The 21178-nt window shown below is 37.6% G+C and carries 18 protein-coding genes; 3 read left to right on the top strand and 15 right to left on the bottom strand.

Features of this window, described 5'->3' with window-relative positions; genetic code table 11:
• Positions 1-70 precede the first annotated feature (70 nt).
• The 13 genes from BUB05_RS07925 to BUB05_RS07865 all read right to left on the bottom strand — a co-directional run bounded on the left by BUB05_RS07925 (position 71) and on the right by BUB05_RS07865 (position 17611).
• Positions 71-502 (bottom strand): hypothetical protein, encoded by a 432-nt coding sequence (locus BUB05_RS07925; protein ID WP_073049058.1) that lies wholly within the window; start codon positions 500-502, stop codon positions 71-73.
• A 65-nt stretch (positions 503-567) separates the two neighbouring features.
• Entirely contained in the window at positions 568-753 is a 186-nt protein-coding gene (locus BUB05_RS07920; RefSeq protein WP_073049057.1) for a helix-turn-helix domain-containing protein, read from the bottom strand.
• 617 nt (positions 754-1370) lie between these two features.
• Positions 1371-2159 (bottom strand): hypothetical protein, encoded by a 789-nt coding sequence (locus tag BUB05_RS07915; protein WP_073049056.1) that lies wholly within the window; start codon positions 2157-2159, stop codon positions 1371-1373.
• A gap of 416 nt (positions 2160-2575) precedes the next feature.
• Complete coding sequence (locus BUB05_RS07910) at positions 2576-3538, bottom strand: tyrosine-type recombinase/integrase (protein WP_073049055.1); 963 nt, start codon at positions 3536-3538, stop codon at positions 2576-2578.
• Positions 3539-3775: 237 nt separating this feature from the next.
• Positions 3776-4366 carry a DUF5317 domain-containing protein gene (locus BUB05_RS07905; RefSeq protein WP_073049054.1) on the bottom strand — a complete coding sequence of 197 codons (591 nt, stop codon included), beginning with the start codon at positions 4364-4366 and terminating at the stop codon, positions 3776-3778.
• Positions 4366-5808, bottom strand: a complete 1443-nt coding sequence (locus BUB05_RS07900; protein WP_073049053.1) for an HD-GYP domain-containing protein — start codon at positions 5806-5808, stop codon at positions 4366-4368. Before BUB05_RS07900 ends, BUB05_RS07905 begins: the two co-directional genes overlap by 1 nt.
• A 257-nt stretch (positions 5809-6065) precedes the next feature.
• On the bottom strand, positions 6066-6686 hold the full coding sequence (locus tag BUB05_RS07895; RefSeq protein WP_073049052.1) for a hypothetical protein: 621 nt from the start codon (positions 6684-6686) through the stop codon (positions 6066-6068).
• A 203-nt stretch (positions 6687-6889) separates the two neighbouring features.
• Complete coding sequence (locus BUB05_RS07890; protein ID WP_073049051.1) at positions 6890-9382, bottom strand: FAD-dependent oxidoreductase; 2493 nt, start codon at positions 9380-9382, stop codon at positions 6890-6892.
• Positions 9382-9693, bottom strand: coding sequence for an ArsR/SmtB family transcription factor (locus tag BUB05_RS07885; protein ID WP_073049050.1), 312 nt, complete (start codon positions 9691-9693; stop codon positions 9382-9384). The genes BUB05_RS07890 and BUB05_RS07885 overlap by 1 nt, the downstream gene beginning before the upstream one ends.
• Positions 9694-9854: 161 nt before the next feature.
• Positions 9855-11099: a pyridoxal phosphate-dependent aminotransferase gene (locus BUB05_RS07880; RefSeq protein WP_073049049.1), complete on the bottom strand. Its 1245-nt coding sequence runs from the start codon at positions 11097-11099 to the stop codon at positions 9855-9857.
• Positions 11100-11233: 134 nt separating this feature from the next.
• The gene (gene pyk, locus BUB05_RS07875; RefSeq protein WP_073049048.1) at positions 11234-12991 is read right to left on the bottom strand and encodes a pyruvate kinase; all 1758 of its coding nucleotides are present in this window, start codon (positions 12989-12991) and stop codon (positions 11234-11236) included.
• Between the two features lie 11 nt (positions 12992-13002).
• Positions 13003-13962 (bottom strand): 6-phosphofructokinase, encoded by a 960-nt coding sequence (gene pfkA / locus BUB05_RS07870; RefSeq protein WP_073049047.1) that lies wholly within the window; start codon positions 13960-13962, stop codon positions 13003-13005.
• 172 nt (positions 13963-14134) lie between these two features.
• Positions 14135-17611: a DNA polymerase III subunit alpha gene (locus BUB05_RS07865; protein ID WP_073049046.1), complete on the bottom strand. Its 3477-nt coding sequence runs from the start codon at positions 17609-17611 to the stop codon at positions 14135-14137.
• Positions 17612-17851: 240 nt separating this feature from the next.
• Here BUB05_RS07865 and BUB05_RS07860 point away from each other — a divergent pair, with 240 nt between their 5' ends.
• The 3 genes from BUB05_RS07860 to BUB05_RS07850 are packed head-to-tail and all read left to right on the top strand — an operon-like array spanning position 17852 to position 19504.
• Positions 17852-18280 (top strand): NUDIX hydrolase, encoded by a 429-nt coding sequence (locus BUB05_RS07860; protein ID WP_073049045.1) that lies wholly within the window; start codon positions 17852-17854, stop codon positions 18278-18280.
• Between the two features lie 10 nt (positions 18281-18290).
• Entirely contained in the window at positions 18291-19247 is a 957-nt protein-coding gene (gene whiA / locus BUB05_RS07855) for a DNA-binding protein WhiA (RefSeq protein ID WP_073049044.1), read from the top strand.
• Positions 19244-19504 carry an HPr family phosphocarrier protein gene (locus BUB05_RS07850; RefSeq protein WP_073049043.1) on the top strand — a complete coding sequence of 87 codons (261 nt, stop codon included), beginning with the start codon at positions 19244-19246 and terminating at the stop codon, positions 19502-19504. Before whiA ends, BUB05_RS07850 begins: the two co-directional genes overlap by 4 nt.
• A 79-nt stretch (positions 19505-19583) precedes the next feature.
• On the opposite strand, the gene BUB05_RS07845 is transcribed toward BUB05_RS07850, so the two are convergent.
• Together BUB05_RS07845 and BUB05_RS07840 are read right to left on the bottom strand one after the other, a co-directional pair.
• On the bottom strand, positions 19584-20564 hold the full coding sequence (locus tag BUB05_RS07845; protein WP_094762785.1) for a gluconeogenesis factor YvcK family protein: 981 nt from the start codon (positions 20562-20564) through the stop codon (positions 19584-19586).
• Positions 20558-20974, bottom strand: a complete 417-nt coding sequence (locus BUB05_RS07840; protein ID WP_073049042.1) for a hypothetical protein — start codon at positions 20972-20974, stop codon at positions 20558-20560. The genes BUB05_RS07845 and BUB05_RS07840 overlap by 7 nt, the downstream gene beginning before the upstream one ends.
• Positions 20975-21178 lie beyond the last annotated feature (204 nt).

Raw genomic sequence — 21178 nt, 5'->3', positions numbered from 1 at the left:
ATAAAATTTTAGAATGGTATTAAAAAAATTTTATTTTATTTAAACGCTTTGGCGAGCGTTTATATCATAGTTATTGTGACAGTTTTTTATAAAGTTCAGGATTCTCATTGTAGATTTTCGCTCTTTCTGAATATCCCATAGCTTTAAACTGTTCTTTGGTTATTGTTGTTTCTGTTCCCTTATGTTTGTCAGGGATATAGTTTTGATTATTCTTCAAGATTTCAGTAAGTTTTTCAATATCAGAACCTGATTTTATAAAATCGGCAAGCTCCCGATCAAAACCCTTTTTTGATAATTCATCTTGAACATCCATCATTTTTTCCCTTTCTTCAAGAGCTTTCAATCTATTCGCCAAGTCAACTTCCTTTTCATCTTTTTCAGGTGGAAGTTTCTCTTGTAGCTCCTTAATTTGTTTTGTGTACTCTGTTCGGATTTTATCAGTTTCCGACTGCACAAGCTTATCAACTTGCTCTTGTGTGTATGTTTTATTTTCTTCGCTCATTTACGAACCTCCTTTTGTTTCCCGATAATTACCCTTTTACAAGTTTAACTATCAAAACCCAATATTTATATATTCAAAAGGAAATCAAGTAATTCCTTTTGTTTTTCATCTGACAATATAAGTTTTCCACGTTTAAATTGACTTAGTGCCGAATTGGAAATATTAATTCCATCAGCTATATATTTTTGACTTATATTATCATTCAAGTAAAGCGTATTTTTCAAAAGCATTATTAATTTATCACATTTCATTTTGACCACCTTTATTAAATCATTAATTCCCTTCTTAAAAAAGGGGTGGGAGCTTTCGCCCCCTTGGATATACAAAACAACCATAAATGGTTGATATTTTTATTAGGAGAAGGGCAGTTGGCAGACCGCCCTTTTAAAAATGTACCGTTAAAACGGCAACATAAAGAATAATGACAACATTATTAATTATTTCATAACATTGTCAAAAAAAATATATCAGGCTGGCTATAGCTTGATATATTGGAGGATGAAAAACTATTATAAAATAGCTATTCAAATAATATTCATATATAAACATCATTGACGTTGATGTTAATACCTTGTTTTGTTTGTTTCTCTTCACTACTTGTATAAGGGTTACATGTTGAAATCTCACACTATTTGACCAAAATCACATCCCTCTATATATTGTATAAGGTATCCCCACAAGATATAGTCCGATTTTCCTGTAATCTCTTCTACATATATTGTATAAGGAGACTCCACAAAATATAGTCCGCTTCTGCACGATTTTATCCTTCACATATTGTATATATAAAATTCCCAATTTCAGTCTACTCTTGACCAAAAAACATATCCCTCTATAATACATTATAGGTTTCATGTCGAAATCTGCCCTAATTTAGATTAATTTTTTTATATTTATTACAAAGTTTTTTACATAAGCCATCAAAAACCTTTCTAACCCTATCATATTCCCAACCTAACTCATCAGCCATATCACTTTCAAAATAATATAAAGCCTTTCTAATCTCGCTAATTGATTCCCGCTTTCTTGGACAGGAATAAAATAAATAATCTTCAGGATTATCTTTCCCAGCTCTCAAAAGCTCCAATAATTGTGATTGATTATCAGTAAATTTGCAATTCTTGACTATTCTATTAAAAATATATCCTATTTCCTTTAGATTATCACTATAATCTAAAAACGGTAATATTTTTAATAGAATTTTATAATCATCCTCATTATTAAAATCTATTTCAAAATGATTTGAATTTGATGGGCTTCTTGATAATTGAACATCCTTAAATAAGACCGGTTCATTTTCAAATAATTTTGTCCATATCATATCATCCTTAAGTGTTCCCATTATTCTAATAATTTTATAGTATCTGTTTGTATCCACACTATTTTCTTCTAAATAATTTCTCAAGGCATTAATATAATCCGAATATTCTTTTATAACTTTTGAGTTTCTTTTATCTTTTTGAGATATCTTTTCTTTTATTTCCTTATAGTAGTTCCCACCAAAAAATTGTTCTCTATCTTCGTCATTTAAATAAAGTAAATCCCTACAAGCTTGAGCTTGTCCGTCTGGTCTAAGCTTATCACCATTACTTTTCTTTGTGTCAATTAATGATATGCTTTCTTCAAATCTTTTTTGTCTTCTTTCTCCCTTTGCCATTTTTCTCCTTTCAATTTTTGATTTTTTTCAATATAGCCTTGACTTATATTGAATACAGTGGTATAATTTATACAGGCGAAGATTCTTCGCTAAATTGTTGTACAATTATACCACATTTTATGCAAAAAGTCAAGTTTTTATTTGTATTTTTATGCATATTTTTTATTGCCATATTAAATCAATTCAAAGAGCAATATTTTCAATTATCACCCATTAGGTATACAATGATACCTCTTTATAATAAAACCCGCTTAAAATCCTGTCAGAATTCATTTTAAACAATAAAAAAAGCCCATAAACGTTGGTATTTCAACACTTATGGGCTTTTACTATGCTCTATTTTTACCAATCTATGAAAGTATTGGTATTACTTGTTTATAGCGATTGTGAAAAGTGGGTGTGTTTTTGTCTACCCCTTACTTTTTGAGTTTGATTCTTTCGCTACCTTCTCCAAAAAATTGTTCTAATGGATTTAAATTATCAAAATTCTGTGTTAGTATCTTGGTACTCATTTGAACATATCTTTGTGTCATTGTAACTGTACTATGACCGAGTATTCTTTGAAGCTGGAAAGGATTCATTCCATTTTCAATACATTTTGTTGCAAAAGTATGTCTATATTTGTGAATTCCAAAAGTATCAACTTCTCTTTCAGTATGATAATTACGAATTGCCATTTGCATAGTTGTTCTTGGCAATTGTTCCCCTTTGATAGTACAAAACAAATAATCATTAGGATTATCACTTTGTCTATACCTCAAGTATTCCATCAGAATTTTTCTTAAAGACTTTGAAATAGGAATATATCTATCCGTCTTTGTTTTGGTCTGTGTCAGGATTAACATACTTTGTTTCAAATCAAGATTCCCGATTAATATGTTTCTAACCTCTTTCGCTCTTACACCCGTACCGAGCAGGAAATTAATCAATACCCACGTCCTATATTTACCAAAGAATTTCATTTTAGGCTTTTTCAGAAGTCTTTCAAGTTCGTCATCTGTATAGATTTCTTTCATAACCTTATCTTCTTTTAACCTTTTCCAATGAAAATTATCTTCTTTGATGAATCCTTTCTCAATTCCAAGATTCAAAGTTGCAACTATTCTTTTGACATATCCATTAATAGTGATATTTTTAATTCCCCTTGTATCCTTCAACCAATAGCCAAAATCTTCTAAGAATTGGGTATTCATATCTGATATTTGCAAGATGGATGTATCAAAATACTCTTTTAGATATCTGATAACGTGATAATGGCTTTCAAGCGTTTCTTTAACTGCCCCTTCTAGTTCAAGGTTTTTAATCTTGAGCTTGAATAATTCATCGTACGTCATACTTGTACAAATTTCCATTGATAATCTTTTCATTTTTTTTGCCATGATAGCACCTTCCTATATAATTTTTTATATAAAAAGCGTTAAAATTTGTTGTTCAACTCCAAGATTTTCACCCTTTTAGAACAAGCCAGTGTTAGTTTTTCGACACTCCTTGTGAATGCTTGTTCCCATTGATTTAACTTGATTTTCGGGAACACTGAAACTCATATAATAATGTCAAGTCCTATCGAGAACAAACCAATATAAGGCAAATAGGCATGTATGCTTTAAAAAATAAAATCACCTGGCTCCAGGTGATTTTATTGTTATTTTGGATTCTTCCAACATGAACTTGCCGTATCCCAGCAATAGGAAAATATCTCCTATGCTTATTGTTTTGTTGAAGGGATAGGGTTTCTTAAGCATTATTATATCACCGAGATAAGAAAATCTGGTGTCCTCTGTCATGACCGTATGTACCAGGTCCTTTCCTGATATGAGATAAATGTGGTTTTCCCACGCCTTTGCATATTCAGGAGGTATCCTTACAGGCATCTGCATGCCGTTGAAGAGGATAACAATGAAATTCAGCATTGTACCTATGAAAAGTATCTTCATATATCTCTTTTTTATATTCAAAACAACTCCTATGAGCAGAAGCTGGTATGACAAGAGATGTATCCACTTGAAATGTTCAAGTACCAGCAAACCTGCTGTCGTAGCTCCATACCTCTCAACTATGAACATGCTTAAATACTGCAGAAAAAAACTTGCCGGAAATAAAGCAAGTCCTTTTATTTTTACTTTTGAAATCTTCTTTAGATCGTATTGTTTTCCTGCCAATGCAATTGCCATTGACAGAATCAATGTTATCAGAACTTCATGACTCATTATGCAATACCCTTATCATCATCCTCTGCCTCGTCAATCTTTCCAATAGGACTATCATCCTGCTTAAACTTGTCTTGACTTCCATCAATCTGCAGTCTTTTATCATCCTTTTTATGAACTGTTTCTGTATCATCAGTAATAGCAGCAAGAGCCTTGCTCTTGATTTCTATTTCTCTGTTTACAGACTCAATATCCTTTTCGTACCGCTGAAGGACTTTAATGGATACAGCAACTATACCGGGGTTAAACTGTGTCCCTGCACATCTCACTATCTCTCCAAGTGCAGTTTCAACCGATAGAGCTTTCCTGTACGGCCTATCTGTAACCATTGCATCAAAAGAATCCGCAACTGTCAATATGGTTGTCTCCAAAGGCAAGTCCTCGCCGGAGAGCCCATCAGGATAACCCGTACCGTCCCATCTTTCATGGTGATGCTTAACAATATCCATGACGTTATGCAAAAATCCTATATCCTTGATTATATCATATCCTACTGAAGGATGACTCTTGATTATGTCAAATTCCTCATCTGTAAGCCTTTCCTTCTTGTTGAGTACATTGTCATTCACTCCAATTTTTCCGATGTCGTGAAGGAGAGCCGCATTTTTAATTGTGTCAATCTGTGATGGTTTAAGTTTCATTTCCTTAGCTATAGCAACGGCATATTTTCCTACTCTAGCTGCATGGCCGCTTGTATAAGGATCCTTTGCCTCTATTGTGTTAATAAGCGCCTTTACTGTATCGTAGTAGTTCGCTCTCATATCAACATATAACTTGAATGAATACCTCGATAGCATCAGTGGTATGAAGAACATAACTACTGCTCCCAGACCATAGCTGTCGTGCGCTTTGGCAATAATAATTCCCAATAGTCCTACTGCTGCAACACTAACTATCATTCCCTTAAAATTCTCTGACCAAATATCTAGAAACCTACCACCTGATAAAAAATGAATTAAAAACGTCATAAGCAAGGTGTTGACAAAAAGAAATGTAGCCATTGTACCTACAGCAGAAACAGGATCTATATCGCCTAAATAATAAAATCTGCTATGTAAATAAACATATACCAGTGCAGAAGTGCCGGCATAAAGTATGTTTTGAGAAATATTAAATACAGTCTTATATATTGGTGTATTCAAAATATGAACATATCCTATGTCATCTACATATGGTCTGCAAAATGTAATTCCAATCGCACTCACAATTACTCCAGCTAACGGTCCTTCCATAATAATTGTTGAAAAAACTATAGCAAAGGCAACTGACACACCACCTATTCCAGGAATCTTAACCATAAATGTCTCGGCAATCACTGACAATATCCCCATGATAATTACAATATTCCAATTGTTTATAACATAATTGGAATTCAGGTATATAACCATGGATACAGCAAGAAACAATACTACTGTAATATATTTTCTTACTTTACTAGACATCATCGCCTCCCAAAAATATATAAAAGACCAGCAAGAAAAGTCTTAAGGGATTATACCCATCTAAATCCAGCACCGCTTGCAAGAAGAAATGCCAATAATGAAGTTAAAACTGGTATTATTTTTTTCATGATATAGCCTCCATAGGTTTACTCTGCCTTCTCGCTATAAAGTACAGGCAATTCCGCTTCGCTAATCAATTAAAAATTCTACCTCGTATTACAAAGATGCTGGTCTTTTATAATCAAATATTAAATTGTCTATCTGCTTTTTGCAACACTCCTGTTTATTGCATTAAGAGTAGCCTTTACAACAGCTTCAGGCTTTGAGTGTTCCACAAAAGCACTGCCGCAGAGCAAAACTTCAGCTCCGCCGTAAACAAATGTAACTGCACTGGTCACTACTTCCTTCCCAGCCAGCTGCCTGCTTTCGATATCTTCCAAAAGCAGACAATTGTCAAATCCGATGGAGTTTTCAACAGCTTTCAGACCTGCTTCCGCAGACAGCCTGAGTGTATTCCTGTCTGTCTTGACTCCTGTGGATTCTCCATTGTATATCTTGTCGTCCAGCTCAAGATCCACCTTGACGGTAGTTGTCTTAAGGTTGTTTTCAGCTTTTACCGACTTAAGCTTGAGTCTGAAATTGTTGTCTATGGTAAGATTGTCAGATATCTGTGCGATACTGATTTTCTTGTAATCAACATTTATATCGTATTTGGATATTAATACGGACTGTACGTCTCTGCATATCTGTTTAGTATTCCTTGACGAATCCGCCAATATATGAACTTCCTCTATTTCATCATCCTGTCCTGCGACAATTTTCCCCGATATTACTGATTTGAGGTTTGTCAAATAATCCTGTATTTCTTTGAAATCCATATTTTATCCTCCCAAGCTGTTTTCCATTTTATTCTACACTATTTCTTCTTATTTGTGAATTATTTTTTAATTATTAATGCACAAACCATCAGCCTTTCAGCAAAAATGCGAATAAAAAAGGTAAACTACATTATATAGTTTACCACTTTTATAAAAAAATTATACACTTTTATTCATTTTGTAATCAACTTGTAACATAACATCTAGATAAACAGCGTAGCATCAGACCTTTCCGATGCAGCAAGGAAGGAAGCCACACCACCGTATTCCAGTCCGTCGATCAGTTCTTCTTTTTTAATACCCATTACATCCATAGACATGGTGCAAACTACAATCTTCACTCCGCTCCTTTTTGCCGTTTCCATAAGAGTCTCAAGGGTATCTACATTTTTCTGCTTCATTATGGATTTCATCATTACAGAACCCATTCCAGCCATATTCATATTGGATAGTTTGAGCTTGCCTGCCCCTCTCGGCATCATGAATCCGAACATTTTTTCCACGAAGGTTTTCTTCACAGGTACATTTTCAGGCTTTCTAAGAGCATTTAGTCCCCAGAACGTGAAGAACATCGTTACGTCCCTCCCCATTGCCGCAGCACCATTTGCAATTATGAATCCTGCAATGACCTTGTCCAGTTCTCCACTGAATATAACCATTGACTTGTCCGTTCTTTCTCCTGCCTCTTCGGCATGGCCATCTTCCTTAAGTCCCTTCATGATTGTCGTCACTATCGACTTGTTTTCAGTTTTGATATCCACCAGTGTATTCCCTGTCCTCTTGCACCATTCGGAAATGTCTGCCGCAAATCCCATATCTGTTGCCGTCACTTCCACAAGGTCTCCGTGATTCATTGTCTTGATTGTTTCAAAAACCTTCATTATAGGACCTGGACACTGCAGTCCGGAACAGTTCAATGATATTTTTTCCACATCTATGCTGTTTACTCTTTTCATTTCATTACCACCATTGTCTTCACTATTATTGGAATTATTGTTATTTGTTCCCAATATATTCTTAAGCAACATGCTGTTTGGCATATAATTGATAGAATTAAGGGTTGTCATGCCGCCGCTAAGGTTTTTTACATTTCCAAAGCCCATTTGTTGAAGCATCCTGGCTGCAATATATCCTCTTGTACCAACAGCACAGTAGATCAATATCATTTTATCCCTGTCAAGTTCATCAGCTCTGTCCCTTAAGCTGTCAAGAGGTATGTTGACTGAATTCTGGAAACACCCAGTTTCCAGTTCCTCTTTCTTTCTTACATCAAGAACAACATAGTCCTTTTCGTCATATTGGCCCAGTTCGTTCCAGTGAACCATATCAACCGTTCCCTTAAGAAAGTTTTCAGCAACAAATCCCGCCATGTTCACAGGATCCTTTGCCGATCCGAAAGGAGGTGCATAAGCCAATTCCAGTTCCGTCAGGTCATAAACAGTTCCACCAAACCTGATAACAGTAGCAATTACATCTATCCTCTTTTCCACACCTTCAAATCCAACAGCCTGCGCTCCTAGTATTTTGCCGTCTACAGGAGAGAACAAAAGCTTCATATTGATTTTGGAGGCATCCGGATAGTATTCTGCATGGTTGTTTGGATGTATGTATATATATTGATAGTCCCTGCCAAATTCCTTGCCGATTTTCTTGAGTATTTTCTCGTTTGAACCCGTTGCAGATACAGTCATATCGAACACCTTTGCTACGGAAGTCCCCTGGGTACCTTTGTAAACAACATCCTTTCCCGCAATATTGTCGGCTGCAATTCTTCCCTGTTTGTTGGCTGGTCCTGCCAGTGGAATCATCGTTTCTATATTATTTATGAAGTCATTTATTTCAACCGCATCTCCAACTGCATAGATATCCTCATCAGAGGTTCTCATATGCTTGTCAACTACTATTCCACCTCTTTTATTTGTTTTAAGCCCGGAGGATTCTGCCAATTCTCCGTTGGGCCTTACTCCAATGGACAGTATCACCATATCCGCATCAAGAGTCTTTTCACTGTTAAGTGTTATTAATGTAGTCCCGTCCTTGTAGTCGAAACTCTTAACACCGTCATTAAGTACAAGCTCTACATTTTTCATATTTACATGCTGGTGAAGAATCTGTGCCATTTCAAAATCTATTGGAGCCATTATCTGGTCTGCCAGCTCAACTATTGTCACTTCTATCCCAAGGTCGTGAAGATTTTCCGCCATTTCAATTCCGATAAACCCACCACCGATGACTGCCGCTTTTTTTATTTTCTTATTGTCTACATAATCTTTTATTGCATCCGTATCAGGTATATTCCATATTGTAAAGATATTCGGAGCATCTATTCCAGGTATGGGAGGCTTAAGCGGCGAAGATCCCGGAGAGAGGATAAGCTTGTCGTATGATTCTTCGTAAACCTCTCCGTTATCTACTTTCTTCACACTCACCTTCTTGTTTTCCCTGTCTATTGACAGCACCTCGCTTTTAACTTTTACGTCAACATTGAATCTTGCCTTCATGTCTTCCGGAGTTTTAAGCAAAAGCTCGTCCCTTTCTTCAATGACATTCCCAATATAATAAGGCAGTCCGCAATTTGCAAAAGAAATATATTCGCCTCTTTCGAACATTATTATTTCTGCCTTTTCATCATTTCTTCTAAGTCTCGCAGCTGCACTTGCTCCGCCTGCAACTCCACCAACAATTAAAACTTTCATCAGATCAAATCTCCTTTTCCTAATAGATTAAGCATATCTACAAGCATGCCTTTCACTGTATCATCTGATACTTTATAAACAATTTCCGTACCCTTTCTGGTCCCCTTGATCAATCCTGCAGCCTTAAGTTTTGAAATATGCTGTGATACTGTTGATTGAGGTTCGCAAAGACAATTTTGCATTCTGGAAACATTGCTTTCCTTCACCGCCATCAAATTTACCATTATGCACAATCTTGATGGATGAGAAAGAAGTTTGAAAATCCCAGCCATCTTCTCCAATGTCTCACTGTCTAAAATTCCGTGTTCCATTTAATCACTTCCCAATTTGTTAAATTATTATCATCTTTATTTATCTATATATTACAATATTTGAATATATAAGTCAACTTAAATTTCTTAGATTATAAAAAATGAGCTGCCGTAGAATAAAACTACAACAACTCACTTTAACTTTTCTTTCATAACGAATACTACTTCAGACCGTCCATTACTTCCTTAATCAGTGCAGGTGCTTTTCTGCATTTGTCTTCTGCAACTGCACAAACAGCAAATCTAAGTCCTTTTCCTAAAGGTACGACAAAAACATTCTTTTTCGTCAATGCTTCACTAGCCTCATAGGGCTTGTCACATGGTATGCTGATGAAGAAACCGTCTCTATAAGGGACAAGCTCCAATCCGCATTTCTCAGCATTTTCAACAAATGCATCCGCTCTTTTCCTCAGCATCGTCTTGTAATGGTTTTTCTCCTCAAGGTAACTCTTCTTGAGTTCCTCGTTATTGAATATTTCCGCAACAGTCAGCATTGCGCCTCTGTTTCCATTTGACCAGTTTGCTCTTCCCGTATGTACGCATGACGCGTAAAATTCATTTGCAATCTCTTCGTTTGAAGATATTCCTACTACAGCTCCATTTCTCAGGCCATACATAGTAAATCCCTTGGAAGCACTGAATCCTGCAATCACCAGAATATTATCAGGCAGATTTGAGAATTTCTCGAAGAAAGCTCTTCTTTCATCTCCAACCCCTGCAAAATCGATATATGCCGAATCAACAAAAATTATAATTTTCTTTTCAAGGTCTTTTGCTTCTTCCTTAAGGAAATCAAGTATATCATCCCATTCCTCGTCTGAAACACTGTATCCTGTAGGGTTGTGAGCAGGTGTATTGATTATTGCCATGAGCCTCTTTTGACGGTCTATTATTTCCTTGAACCTGCTTTTGAAACCTTCAGTATTGTAGTTACCTTCATCATCAAAAAGCTTGTAGGTTACAATGTTTCTTCCACCTTCTTCAGCAATAGTCTGATATGGCGACCAAAACCAGTCCGAAGTAAGTATTTCATCCCCTTCGTTAGTATAGTTCCAGACAGCTTCCTTTATGGAACCGGTTCCTCCAGGAGTTGCCACAACCCTTATATGAGCATCGGGTTTGTGTTCCGTAAAGAACGCCTCAACCACAGCATCAAGATACTGAGGCATTCCTGCTATTGCAGCGTATGCAGCTATTTCTTCATTAGGCATGTTTTTTAAAGTATCAAATACGGATTTAAAGGCTATGAGTTTCCCTTCATCATTCATTAAGGCTCCAAGTGTGGAGTTTATAACATTTTCACTTCCATACTTCCTTGTAGCCTCTTGAGCCTTGCCGGCTATCGCAAATATAGGATCATCCTTCGCAGGCCACTTTGCATGATTTGCTACCATCAACGGTTTCATGTTCCACCTCAAATAATTTATTTTTTCTTGCTTCGAGAATTATATCACATGTAATATTGTATATCAAACAAAAGAGAGATATCTCATCTCCCTTATTGCTTTTAGATTGATTTATTGTCAACACGGGTAATTTTTTACAATATCCTTGCTTCTCCTCTGTAAACAACCCCTCTTGTTCCGTTTACAGTCACTGTTTCTCCATCCTTTATTACTGATGTGGCATTTTCAGCTCCAACTACAACTTCAATTCCAAGGTTCATGCATACTATGAATGCATGGGAAGTAAGTCCGCCTTCCTCTACAATTACAGCGGAAGCCTTTTCAATATATGGCATCAGATCCTTGTCGGTAACAGGAGCAACAAGAATATCTCCTTCCATAAACTTGTTTTCAAAGTCTTCAGGTACAACTCCGACACAAGCTCTGCCCACAACTGTTTCCCTTCCTGCTCCAACCTTCTTATAGAGGAGTTCACTTACAACATGAACCTTCAACAGGTTTGTGCTTCCTGCAACTCCTACGGGAACACCTGCGGTTATTACAACCAGGTCTCCATTTCTAATATATCCCACTTCAAGAGCTCTCTGAACAGAGTTCTCTATAAGTTCATCGGTCATGTCGAGTTGTTCGGTTTTTATCGGTTTGACACCCCAGTACATCGCAAGCTTTCTCATTACCCTTTCCGAATGTGTTGCAGCGACAATTGAAGCCCTGGGTCTGAACTTTGATACTTCAGCAGCGGTATAACCTGATGCAGTAGCAGTTATTATCACTCTGGCATCAAGAGAAAGCACTGTCCTGCAAGTTGCCATACTGATTGCATTTGTTATGGTATTGTCGGCATAGTAATTTCTCCTCTTGAACATTTCATCATAATCAAGGGAATCCTCAATCTTCAATGCAATATCAGACATTGTCTTTACTGACCTTACAGGATACTTTCCTGCTGCAGTCTCCCCTGACAGCATTATTGCATCCGAACCTTCAAATATTGCTGTTGCAACGTCCGAAACTTCAGCTCTAGTAGGTCTAGGATTTCTCATCATTGAATCAAGCATCTGAGTGGCAGTAATTACCGGCTTCCCTGCAATATTGCATTTCTCAATAAGCATTCTCTGTACAAGAGGAACCTCTTCAGCCGGTATTTCAACTCCCAGGTCTCCCCTTGCAACCATTATTCCGTCCGATACCTTGATAATCTCATCAATATTGTTGACACCTTCACGGTTTTCTATTTTTGAGATTATCTGTATATGCTCAGCATTGTTATTTTCAAGAACTTTTCTGATTTCCATAACGTCGCTTGCCTTTCTTATGAAGGAAGCCGCGATGAAATCTATGTCCTGCCTTATCCCGAATTCAATATCATCAATATCCTTTTGAGTCAGCGCAGGCAAAGTTATGTCAACATTTGGTATATTTACACCCTTTTTATTCTTTACTGTGCCTGCATTGTTTACTACGCACTCCAAATCCGTATCATTTATCCTGGCCGTCACTGTAAGGCCTACAAGTCCGTCATCAATTAGGATTGTATCGTCTACATCCACGTCATTTGCTATATTATCATGGGTTACGCTTATGAGACCGTCTTTTCCCTTGACATCCCTTGATGTAATAATAACCTTTTGTCCTATTTCCAGATCCACAAATCCCTTTTCAAATTCCTTGGTTCTAATTTCAGGACCCTTTGTGTCCAGCATTATGGCTATAGGAGCATCAAGCTCTTCCCTTATTTCCTTTACAGTATTGAATCTTTCCAAATGTTCGGCATGGTCTCCATGTGAAAAATTCATTCTTGCTACGTTCATGCCTGCTTTAACCATTTGAGCAAGTGTTTCCCTTTCCTGCGACGCAGGACCAATTGTACATACAATTTTGGTTTTTCTCATAACTCCTCCATTTACACTGACAATATCTTTGTCAGTTCATAAGCTTCATAGTCGAACTGTTTTTCCATACATAATGCTTCTTCTATATCCTGATGGAATACCTTGCCATCCTTTGTTCCCAATACGACGTTGCCAATTCCATCAACAAGAAGTTCCACACCCTTGGCTCCCATCCTGCTTCCCAAAAGCCTGTCATATGCAGTGGGTGTTCCACCTCTTTGTATATACCCCAAAACTGTATATCTGACGCTAACATCGATTCTTTTGTTTATTTCATCCTTAAGGTCATAGGCATTTCCAGAGCCTTCAGCCAACACTATGATACTGTGTTTCTTGCCCCTCGCCTTACCTCTCATAATTATCTCACATATCCCGTCTATGCTGATTGGCGCTTCAGGTATCATAACAACCTCTGCTCCGCCTGCAAGTCCCGAATAAAGAGCAAGATCCCCGCAGTGCCTTCCCATTACTTCTATAATGTTTGTTCTTTCGTGTGATGAAGAGGTATCTCTGATTTTACCGATGGAATCAAGTATAGTATTCAAGGCTGTATTGAATCCCAAAGTATATTCAGTATATGCCAGGTCATTGTCAATGGTACCAGGGATTCCCACTGTAGGAATACCGGCCCGACTCAGTTTCCGCGCTCCCTGGAAGGAGCCGTCACCGCCTATTACGATTATACCGTCAACTTCTCTGTATCTAAGATTGTCAAGAGCCTTGCCAAAACCTTCTTCCGTTTTGAACTCTTCACATCTGTCTGTTCCCAGTATTGTACCGCCCCTGTGGATAATGTCTGCAACAGATGAAAGGTCCATATTCTTCATGTCGTTTTCTATCAGGCCTCTATATCCTTTTCCTATGCCCAGAACTTCAATATTGCTGTAGATAGCATATCTTACGACTGCTCTAATAGCCGCATTCATCCCCGGTGCATCTCCTCCACTGGTCAATACGCCAATTCTTCTCATAAAATTCCTCCTCAGGGATTATAAATGTCCCGCCTATTACATTTTTCGTCCCCATCGCTATTATATCATAATTTTGTATTTTGTAAATAAAAAATCTTCAACAACCTAACTATATTATATAATACAATCACAATTCATTGAAGATTTTAATTAAAGATTTTACTTATTCTTATCATTTGACAATTACATTGGATTCTCCCAGAAGATCCTTTAGCTCTACAAGCATCAGCCTGTTCATGCAGTCAACATTGTATCCGTCCGGAAGCCTGTAGTTCTGATTTTTTTGTTCCAGATGAATGATTATGTTATTCATCCCCCTGTATTTCTTCACAATGTCCACTATTCCCTTCTTGGCTTCATTAGGATTTATTTTTTTTTCAATCTTGAGATACAAGGTTCCCTTGCATTCCCTGTTAAGTGCAGTGAATTTCTCAGCAATCAGCTTCGGCTCCTCATCTTCGTTAAAGCTTAGTCTTCCTCCGATAAGAACCATATTGTCTTCATTTATTATATTCTTGAATTTTTCAAGTATCTTTGGAAAGACTATCACCTCGATTTCTCCATAGAAATCCTCAAGGGTCAAAAAGCACATGAGATTGTTGTTCTTGGTAATCTTGTTCTGTTTTCTGAGTATGATTCCTCCAATTGTAACCTTTGATCCGTCGAAAATAAGCTTGTTGTCCACTGAGTCCTCATCCATGAACTCCATGATATGGGCAGACGTAAGATTTACCATTCTATTGTATTCTTCTTCGAATTCATTGAGCGGATGGCCGCTTATATATATTCCAAGCATTTCCTTTTCCATTGCAAGCTTGGTCTTATCGTCAAATTCCTTAAGATCAGGCATGGAAAAGCTGTTCATGGACTGCTTCATGTCTCCGGAATCAAAAAGTGAAATCTGGCCTTCCACCTTGTTTTTTCTTGACTTGTGGATATTGTCTATTACATTTTCATAGACTGCAATAAGCTGAGACCTTTTAATATTCAATGAATCAAAGGCGCCGCATTTTATAAGCGATTCCATCTGCCTCTTGTTCATAACACTGCTGTCCACACGCTCACAAAACTCGGTGAAATCACTGAATTGCCCATTTTTCTTTCTTTCCTTCACTATTTCATCTATTGCACCGGCACCAACATTCTTTACTGCAGCAAGTCCAAATCTGATTTTCCCGTCCTTCACTATAAACTTTGCTTCACTTTCATTGATGTCAGGCGGAAGAACCTCTATCCCCAGCCTCTTGCATTCCCTTATATATATGGAAACGGACCCTGCACTGTTCATTATGGAGGATATCTGCGCGGCCATGAATTCCACCGGATAATAGTTCTTAAGCCATGCAGTCTGATATGCAAGGGCTGAATACGCAGCCGAATGGGATTTGTTGAAGGCATAGTTCGCAAAATCTATCATAAGGTCATAAATTTCATTTGCATCCTTTTCACTTATTCCATTTCTCACGGCACCTTTGATTTCAAGATTGCCCTGTTCATCCTCCTTGCCGTAGATGAAATATTGCCGCTCCTGTTCCATGACCTTCATCTTCTTTTTTCCCATTGCCCGCCTAACAAGGTCGGACCTGCCGTAGGAAAATCCACCGATATCTCTGACTATCTGCATTACCTGTTCCTGGTAGACCATGCATCCGTAGGTGACATTGAGAATATCCTTCAGATTGTCGTTTATATATTCTATTTCAGAATTGTTGTTTTTGTTGTTGATATACACAGGTATCTGCTGCATGGGACCTGGTCTGTACAGAGCGTTTGCAGCAACAATATTTTCAAAATGGTCAGGCTTCATTTCCTTCAGGATTGCCCTCATTCCGGAGCTTTCAAACTGAAATATCCCCAAGGTGTCCCCTCTCGAAAACATTTCATATACATTGGCGTCATCATATTCGCACTTGTCGAAGCTTATTTCCCTGCCGGTGTTTTTCTTGACCAGGTCTATGGCATCCCTGATTACAGTCAGTGTTCTAAGTCCCAGAAAATCCATCTTGAGAAGACCAAGCTCTTCAAGCTCAGTCATATTGTACTGGGTTGTAATCACATCCTTGCTCCTGGAAAGGGGTACATATTCAGTTATTGGAAGCTTTGATATGACCACTCCTGCCGCATGGGTAGATGTATGCCTTGGAAGGCCTTCCACCTTCATTGCTATATCAACAAGATCCTTTATTTTTTCTTCCCCTTCATAGAGTTCCCTTAACTCCCTGCTTTTTTCAAGGGCTTTTTTAATTGTAATTCCCAGTTCCGCAGGAATCTTTTTAGCAACAAAATCAACTTCTCCGTAGGACATATTCATTGCCCTGCCCACATCCCTTATGGCTCCCTTTGCAGCCATCGTTCCAAAGGTCACTATTTGGGCAACCCTGTCAAAACCATATTTCCCTATTACATAGTCAATAACCTCTTCACGCCTTTCATAACAAAAGTCGATATCGATATCAGGCATTGACACCCTCTCGGGATTCAGAAACCTTTCAAAGATCAGGTCATACTTCAGAGGATCAATATCGGTGATTTTGAGGGCATAGGAAACTATGCTTCCAACGGCAGAACCCCTGCCGGGACCTACCATAATATTATTGTCCTTTGCATATTTAATGAAATCCCAGACAATGAGGAAATAATCAACATAACCCATTCCCTTTATTACTCCAAGTTCATAGGACAGTCTATTTTGAATCTCCTCAGTCACTTCTTCATATCTTTCCCTGATGCCTTCATTGCAAAGATGCTCCAAATAGGAAGTGTTGTCATATCCCTGGGGAGATATGAATTCAGGCAGATGCATCGTATTGAAGTCAAGCTCCACATTACACCTTTCGGCAATCTTGACAGTATTATCAGCCGCCTCCTCAAGCCCAGGAAACATGGACACCATTTCATCATAATCCTTTAGAAAAAATTCATCGGAAGGGAACTTCATCCTATCCTCATCGTCCATATTTTTTCCTGTCTGTATGCAAAGAAGCACTTCATGAAACTTCGCATCATCCCTGTTTATATAATGAACATCATTGGTCATTACTAAAGGAATATCATATTCCCTTGACATTCTTGCCAGGTTTTCATTGATTGTCTTTTGCTCCCTTATACCATGGTCCTGAAGTTCAAGAAAGAAATTATCCTTGCCAAAGATATCGATATATTCCATTGCCTTTTCAACGGCTTTCTCATATGATTCTCTCAGTATCTTCTGTTGCACCTCTCCTGCTATGCACGCACTCAAGGCTATTATTCCATTGCTGTGTTTTTTCAACACTTCCTTGTCAACTCTGGGTTTGTAGTAGAATCCATCAACGTATCCCTTTGAAACAATTTTAATCAGGTTGCTGTAACCTTCCTGTGTTTCAGCCAATAGAACCAGGTGATACTGGTTTTTATCCTTCACCGGATCCTTGTCGGCCATTGTCCTTTCCGCCATATATACTTCACAGCCCAAAATGGGCTTTATATTGTTCTTTTTAGCTTCCTTATAGAATTGGACAACCCCATGCATATTCCCGTGGTCCGTTATTGCAATGCTGTCCATATTCAGCTGTGCAGCCCTGTCCATGAGCTTGCTTATCCTTGCAGCTCCGTCCAGAAGACTGTACTCCGTATGGACATGAAGATGTACAAATTTATTGTTGCTCATAAAAACTCCTTAGTCATACTTGGTAATTCAATAGTTTATTATAGCACAAGAAAATGCTCTTTTATAGTACCTGATAATTGCAATTCTAAGATTGATATTTTAAACATATTCACAACTATTATGAATATTTATTCTTTAAGACTAAATGTTCAGGGAGCTTCGCTTATCCAAGAATTTTGTTGATTATATGGTCTTTAAATGATATGCTATACATATTATTTCTAACTGAGGAGACAATTAATGATAGAAGAAGTAAGTGCCGGAGGAATAGTTTTTTTTGGAAATTCCATACTGCTTCTGCGCAAATTCAACGGCGATTTCGTTCTTCCTAAGGGAAGGGTTGAAAAAGATGAAACACTCATGCACGCTGCCGTAAGAGAAGTTAATGAAGAAAGCGGAGCCAAGGTAAGCGTAATAAAATATCTTGATAGAATTTCCTATGAATTCATGAGGAATTCAAATAAGAGACTGAAAATCCGAAAAACGGTTCATTGGTATATAATGAAAGCCAGAGACATGAACTGCAAGCCGCAAAAAAGTGAAGGATTCATATCTGCAGCATACTACCCTTTTCAAAGGGCAATAGCTTTAGCAAGATATGACGACGAAAGAAGAGTAATAACAAGTGCTATTGAAGACATAGAATTCTTCCAGCACCAGCTGAACTAGAGGTGATTTCATGTCCTTTTCATCAACAGCAAAAAATGAAATATGCAGGAAGAACATTGAAAAGAACTGTTGTGCCTTAAGCGAGCTGGCTGCCCTAATCAGAACCACCGGCTCAATATCCCTTAAGGGAAGACGAAATATTTCAATAGATTTTTCTACTGAAAATGCCGCCATAGCCAGGAGAATTTATTCACTTCTCAAAATACTGTATAACGAGCATGCCGATGTGGAATCAAGAAAAACCAATCGGCTTAAAAGAGGGAACAGTTACAAGATCAAGTTTCACGGTAATACGAAAAAACTTTTAAAGGATTCCCTTGTGATTACAAATGATGAATTCAATCTCCTTAACCTTAACAATGGCATACCTTTCAGCCTATTGGAAAACGACTGCTGCAAAAGGTCATATATTAGAGGTGTATTCCTGGGATGCGGTTCAATATCCGATCCCGAGAAGAATTATCATCTTGAATTTGTCAACAGCAATGAAAATCATGCGTGTGATTTTTCTAAACTGTTGACTTACTATGGACTAAACGCTAGAATAGTAAACAGAAAGAATTATTTTGTCAATTATATTAAGGAAAGCGAACAGATTGTTGACTTGCTCAACATAATCGGAGCATATAACTCTCTGTTGAAAATCGAAAACATTCGAGTAGTGAAAGGGATGAGAAACAGTGTAAACAGGATAATCAACTGTGAAACTGCAAATCTTACCAAAACTGTCGATGCAGCTGTGAGGCAATTGAGCAGCATAAGAAAAATAAGAGATACCATAGGTTTGGAAAAGCTTCCTGCACCATTGCAGGAGCTTGCACAGACAAGACTGGATAACCCAGAGGCAAGCCTTAAAGAGCTTGGTGAACTTTTAACACCTCCAGTAGGTAAATCCGGTGTCAACCATCGATTAAAAAAAATAGAGAATATAGCTGAAAATCTATCAGAAGAAAGGAGTACAAAATGACAAGCAAAAAATATGTAATAAAAAACACAATTGGTCTTCACGCCAGACCTGCTGCATTATTTGTAAAAAAGGCTGCTGAATTCGAATCAAAAATAAAAGTTGTAAAAGATGACAAGGAAGCCGATGCAAAAAGTATTATAAGCATCATGGCACTAGGCGCAGTAAAAGGCGCTGAAATCGTTATCAACGCCAACGGCGACGATTCGGAATCTGCTGTAGAAGCACTTGTTGAACTTTTAGATTCATTTGCAGAGTAAACAAACTATTAACCAAGGGGTGCCCCCTTGGTTATAAAACCGTTCCTTGGCGAACGGTTTTATTTTATTCTATTGGAACTTACAGATTTTCCATGATGACACTTGAAATCTTATCTGCATTGTGTCTGATATAATTCTTTTCAATATCAAGAAAATCGTCCTTGATTATCTTGATATTTTTATTTTTCAGATAATCCTCCTGATCCTTTGTCAGTAAAACCTGCTCGGACTTCCTGTCTGAATATATCTTTTTTATCTCTTTTTCAACAATTCCATCATTGACAATTACATAATCCACAAGATCCTCTTTTGAATGACTGCATATTGCATCCATATGATCCTTTACATTGTATCCATCCGTTTCCCCCGGCTGGGTCATTAGATTGCAAACATAGAATGTCCTCGCCCTTGAATTCCTGACAGCATCAGCTATATCCTCAACAAGCATATTGGGTATAACACTTGTATAAAGACTTCCGGGACCAATAATGACAGCATCTGCATCTTCAATATATTTCAGGGTATCTTCAAGGGGCTTGCATCTTTCAGGCACCAGACTAATCCTTTTAATCCTATCCCCTTTTTTTCTCACATATTCCGGTATTGAAGATTCTCCAAATATATGTTCTCCGCTATGAAGCTCCGCCACAAGATTTGTATCCTCAAGAGTCATTGGAAGAACTCTTCCTGTAAGATTGAATATGTCCCCCATTTCCTTCAATGCATATTCGAAATTTCCATAGATCTCGTTTATGGCTGCAATAAAAAGATTACCAAAGCTCTGCCCTTTAAGATATCCCTTGCTGAACCTGTGCTGCATCAGCTTTTCCATTATCGGAGGAGTGTCCGCAAGTGAAATGATGCAGTTTCTGATATCTCCCGGCGGCAGCATCCCAAGATCCTCCCTTAGTACTCCTGATCCTCCGCCGTCATCGGCTACAGTAACTACAGCAGTTATGTTGTCCGTATACTTTTTTAACCCCTTTAGTATTATCGAAAGACCTGTGCCTCCACCGAAGATGACAACCTTCTTATAATACTTCATATTTTCATCTAGCAACAGTCTCCTCCTACATCGCCGTATCTTACCATTGATTCGCAGTCCCTGATTTTTTCACCGCTTGACATAAACCCTATGACCTCTGCAAGCTTTCTGCTGTTTTCCGTTGGTATGAAATAAACCTTTTCGGCTCCCGAATCCACTGCCCTTCTTATCAACAGTCTTACTGCCAAATCTTCCATGGTAATGTTTTCAATTTCCTTTCCGGCAGCCACGCCGACAATTACAAATTTACCGTCAATTCCCTCCATTCTGGCAAGACACGAGGGTTTCTCTCCGTCGTATACAATCAAATCATAACATAATATATTGCTGTAATCAGCACCGTTGAATTCCTCTGAAAATTTATCCCTTAATTCAAGCAAATCATCGCTTGTTTCATTATATGAAAACCATTTGTTAAATATCATCTTTACCTCCAAAATCACTTGATTAATATATTAAAATATGATATATTTAATTATACCGTTATTTTTTTAACAAAGTCTGAGCTCAAGGAGCAATCTGAGAGTAAGGAATAGCTTGTTGAAATTATTGCCTTACCGATAATAATTTTAACATATAAATCATTTTACTTCCACAGAAAGAATGATTGAACTTATTCCTTGCTTGTT

Origin of the sequence: Dethiosulfatibacter aminovorans DSM 17477 (genome assembly GCF_900142005.1) — a bacterium.
GTDB lineage: Bacteria > Bacillota > Clostridia > Tissierellales > Dethiosulfatibacteraceae > Dethiosulfatibacter > Dethiosulfatibacter aminovorans.
Note: the sequence above shows the minus strand (reverse complement) of the source record. Positions and strands in the feature narration are given on the sequence as shown.

Coding starts and splice junctions, on each gene's coding strand:
- BUB05_RS07920 (WP_073049057.1), bottom strand. CDS start 753: ATGAAATGTGATAAATTAATAATGCTTTTGAAAAATACGCTTTACTTG.
- BUB05_RS07900 (WP_073049053.1), bottom strand. CDS start 5,808: ATGTCTAGTAAAGTAAGAAAATATATTACAGTAGTATTGTTTCTTGCT.
- pfkA (WP_073049047.1), bottom strand. CDS start 13,962: ATGAGAAGAATTGGCGTATTGACCAGTGGAGGAGATGCACCGGGGATG.
- BUB05_RS07865 (WP_073049046.1), bottom strand. CDS start 17,611: ATGAGCAACAATAAATTTGTACATCTTCATGTCCATACGGAGTACAGT.
- BUB05_RS07925 (WP_073049058.1), bottom strand. CDS start 502: ATGAGCGAAGAAAATAAAACATACACACAAGAGCAAGTTGATAAGCTT.
- BUB05_RS07895 (WP_073049052.1), bottom strand. CDS start 6,686: ATGGATTTCAAAGAAATACAGGATTATTTGACAAACCTCAAATCAGTA.
- BUB05_RS07915 (WP_073049056.1), bottom strand. CDS start 2,159: ATGGCAAAGGGAGAAAGAAGACAAAAAAGATTTGAAGAAAGCATATCA.
- pyk (WP_073049048.1), bottom strand. CDS start 12,991: ATGAGAAAAACCAAAATTGTATGTACAATTGGTCCTGCGTCGCAGGAA.
- BUB05_RS07910 (WP_073049055.1), bottom strand. CDS start 3,538: ATGGCAAAAAAAATGAAAAGATTATCAATGGAAATTTGTACAAGTATG.
- BUB05_RS07850 (WP_073049043.1), top strand. CDS start 19,244: ATGACAAGCAAAAAATATGTAATAAAAAACACAATTGGTCTTCACGCC.
- whiA (WP_073049044.1), top strand. CDS start 18,291: ATGTCCTTTTCATCAACAGCAAAAAATGAAATATGCAGGAAGAACATT.
- BUB05_RS07880 (WP_073049049.1), bottom strand. CDS start 11,099: ATGAAACCGTTGATGGTAGCAAATCATGCAAAGTGGCCTGCGAAGGAT.
- BUB05_RS07890 (WP_073049051.1), bottom strand. CDS start 9,382: ATGAAAGTTTTAATTGTTGGTGGAGTTGCAGGCGGAGCAAGTGCAGCT.
- BUB05_RS07860 (WP_073049045.1), top strand. CDS start 17,852: ATGATAGAAGAAGTAAGTGCCGGAGGAATAGTTTTTTTTGGAAATTCC.
- BUB05_RS07840 (WP_073049042.1), bottom strand. CDS start 20,974: ATGATATTTAACAAATGGTTTTCATATAATGAAACAAGCGATGATTTG.
- BUB05_RS07885 (WP_073049050.1), bottom strand. CDS start 9,693: ATGGAACACGGAATTTTAGACAGTGAGACATTGGAGAAGATGGCTGGG.
- BUB05_RS07905 (WP_073049054.1), bottom strand. CDS start 4,366: ATGAGTCATGAAGTTCTGATAACATTGATTCTGTCAATGGCAATTGCA.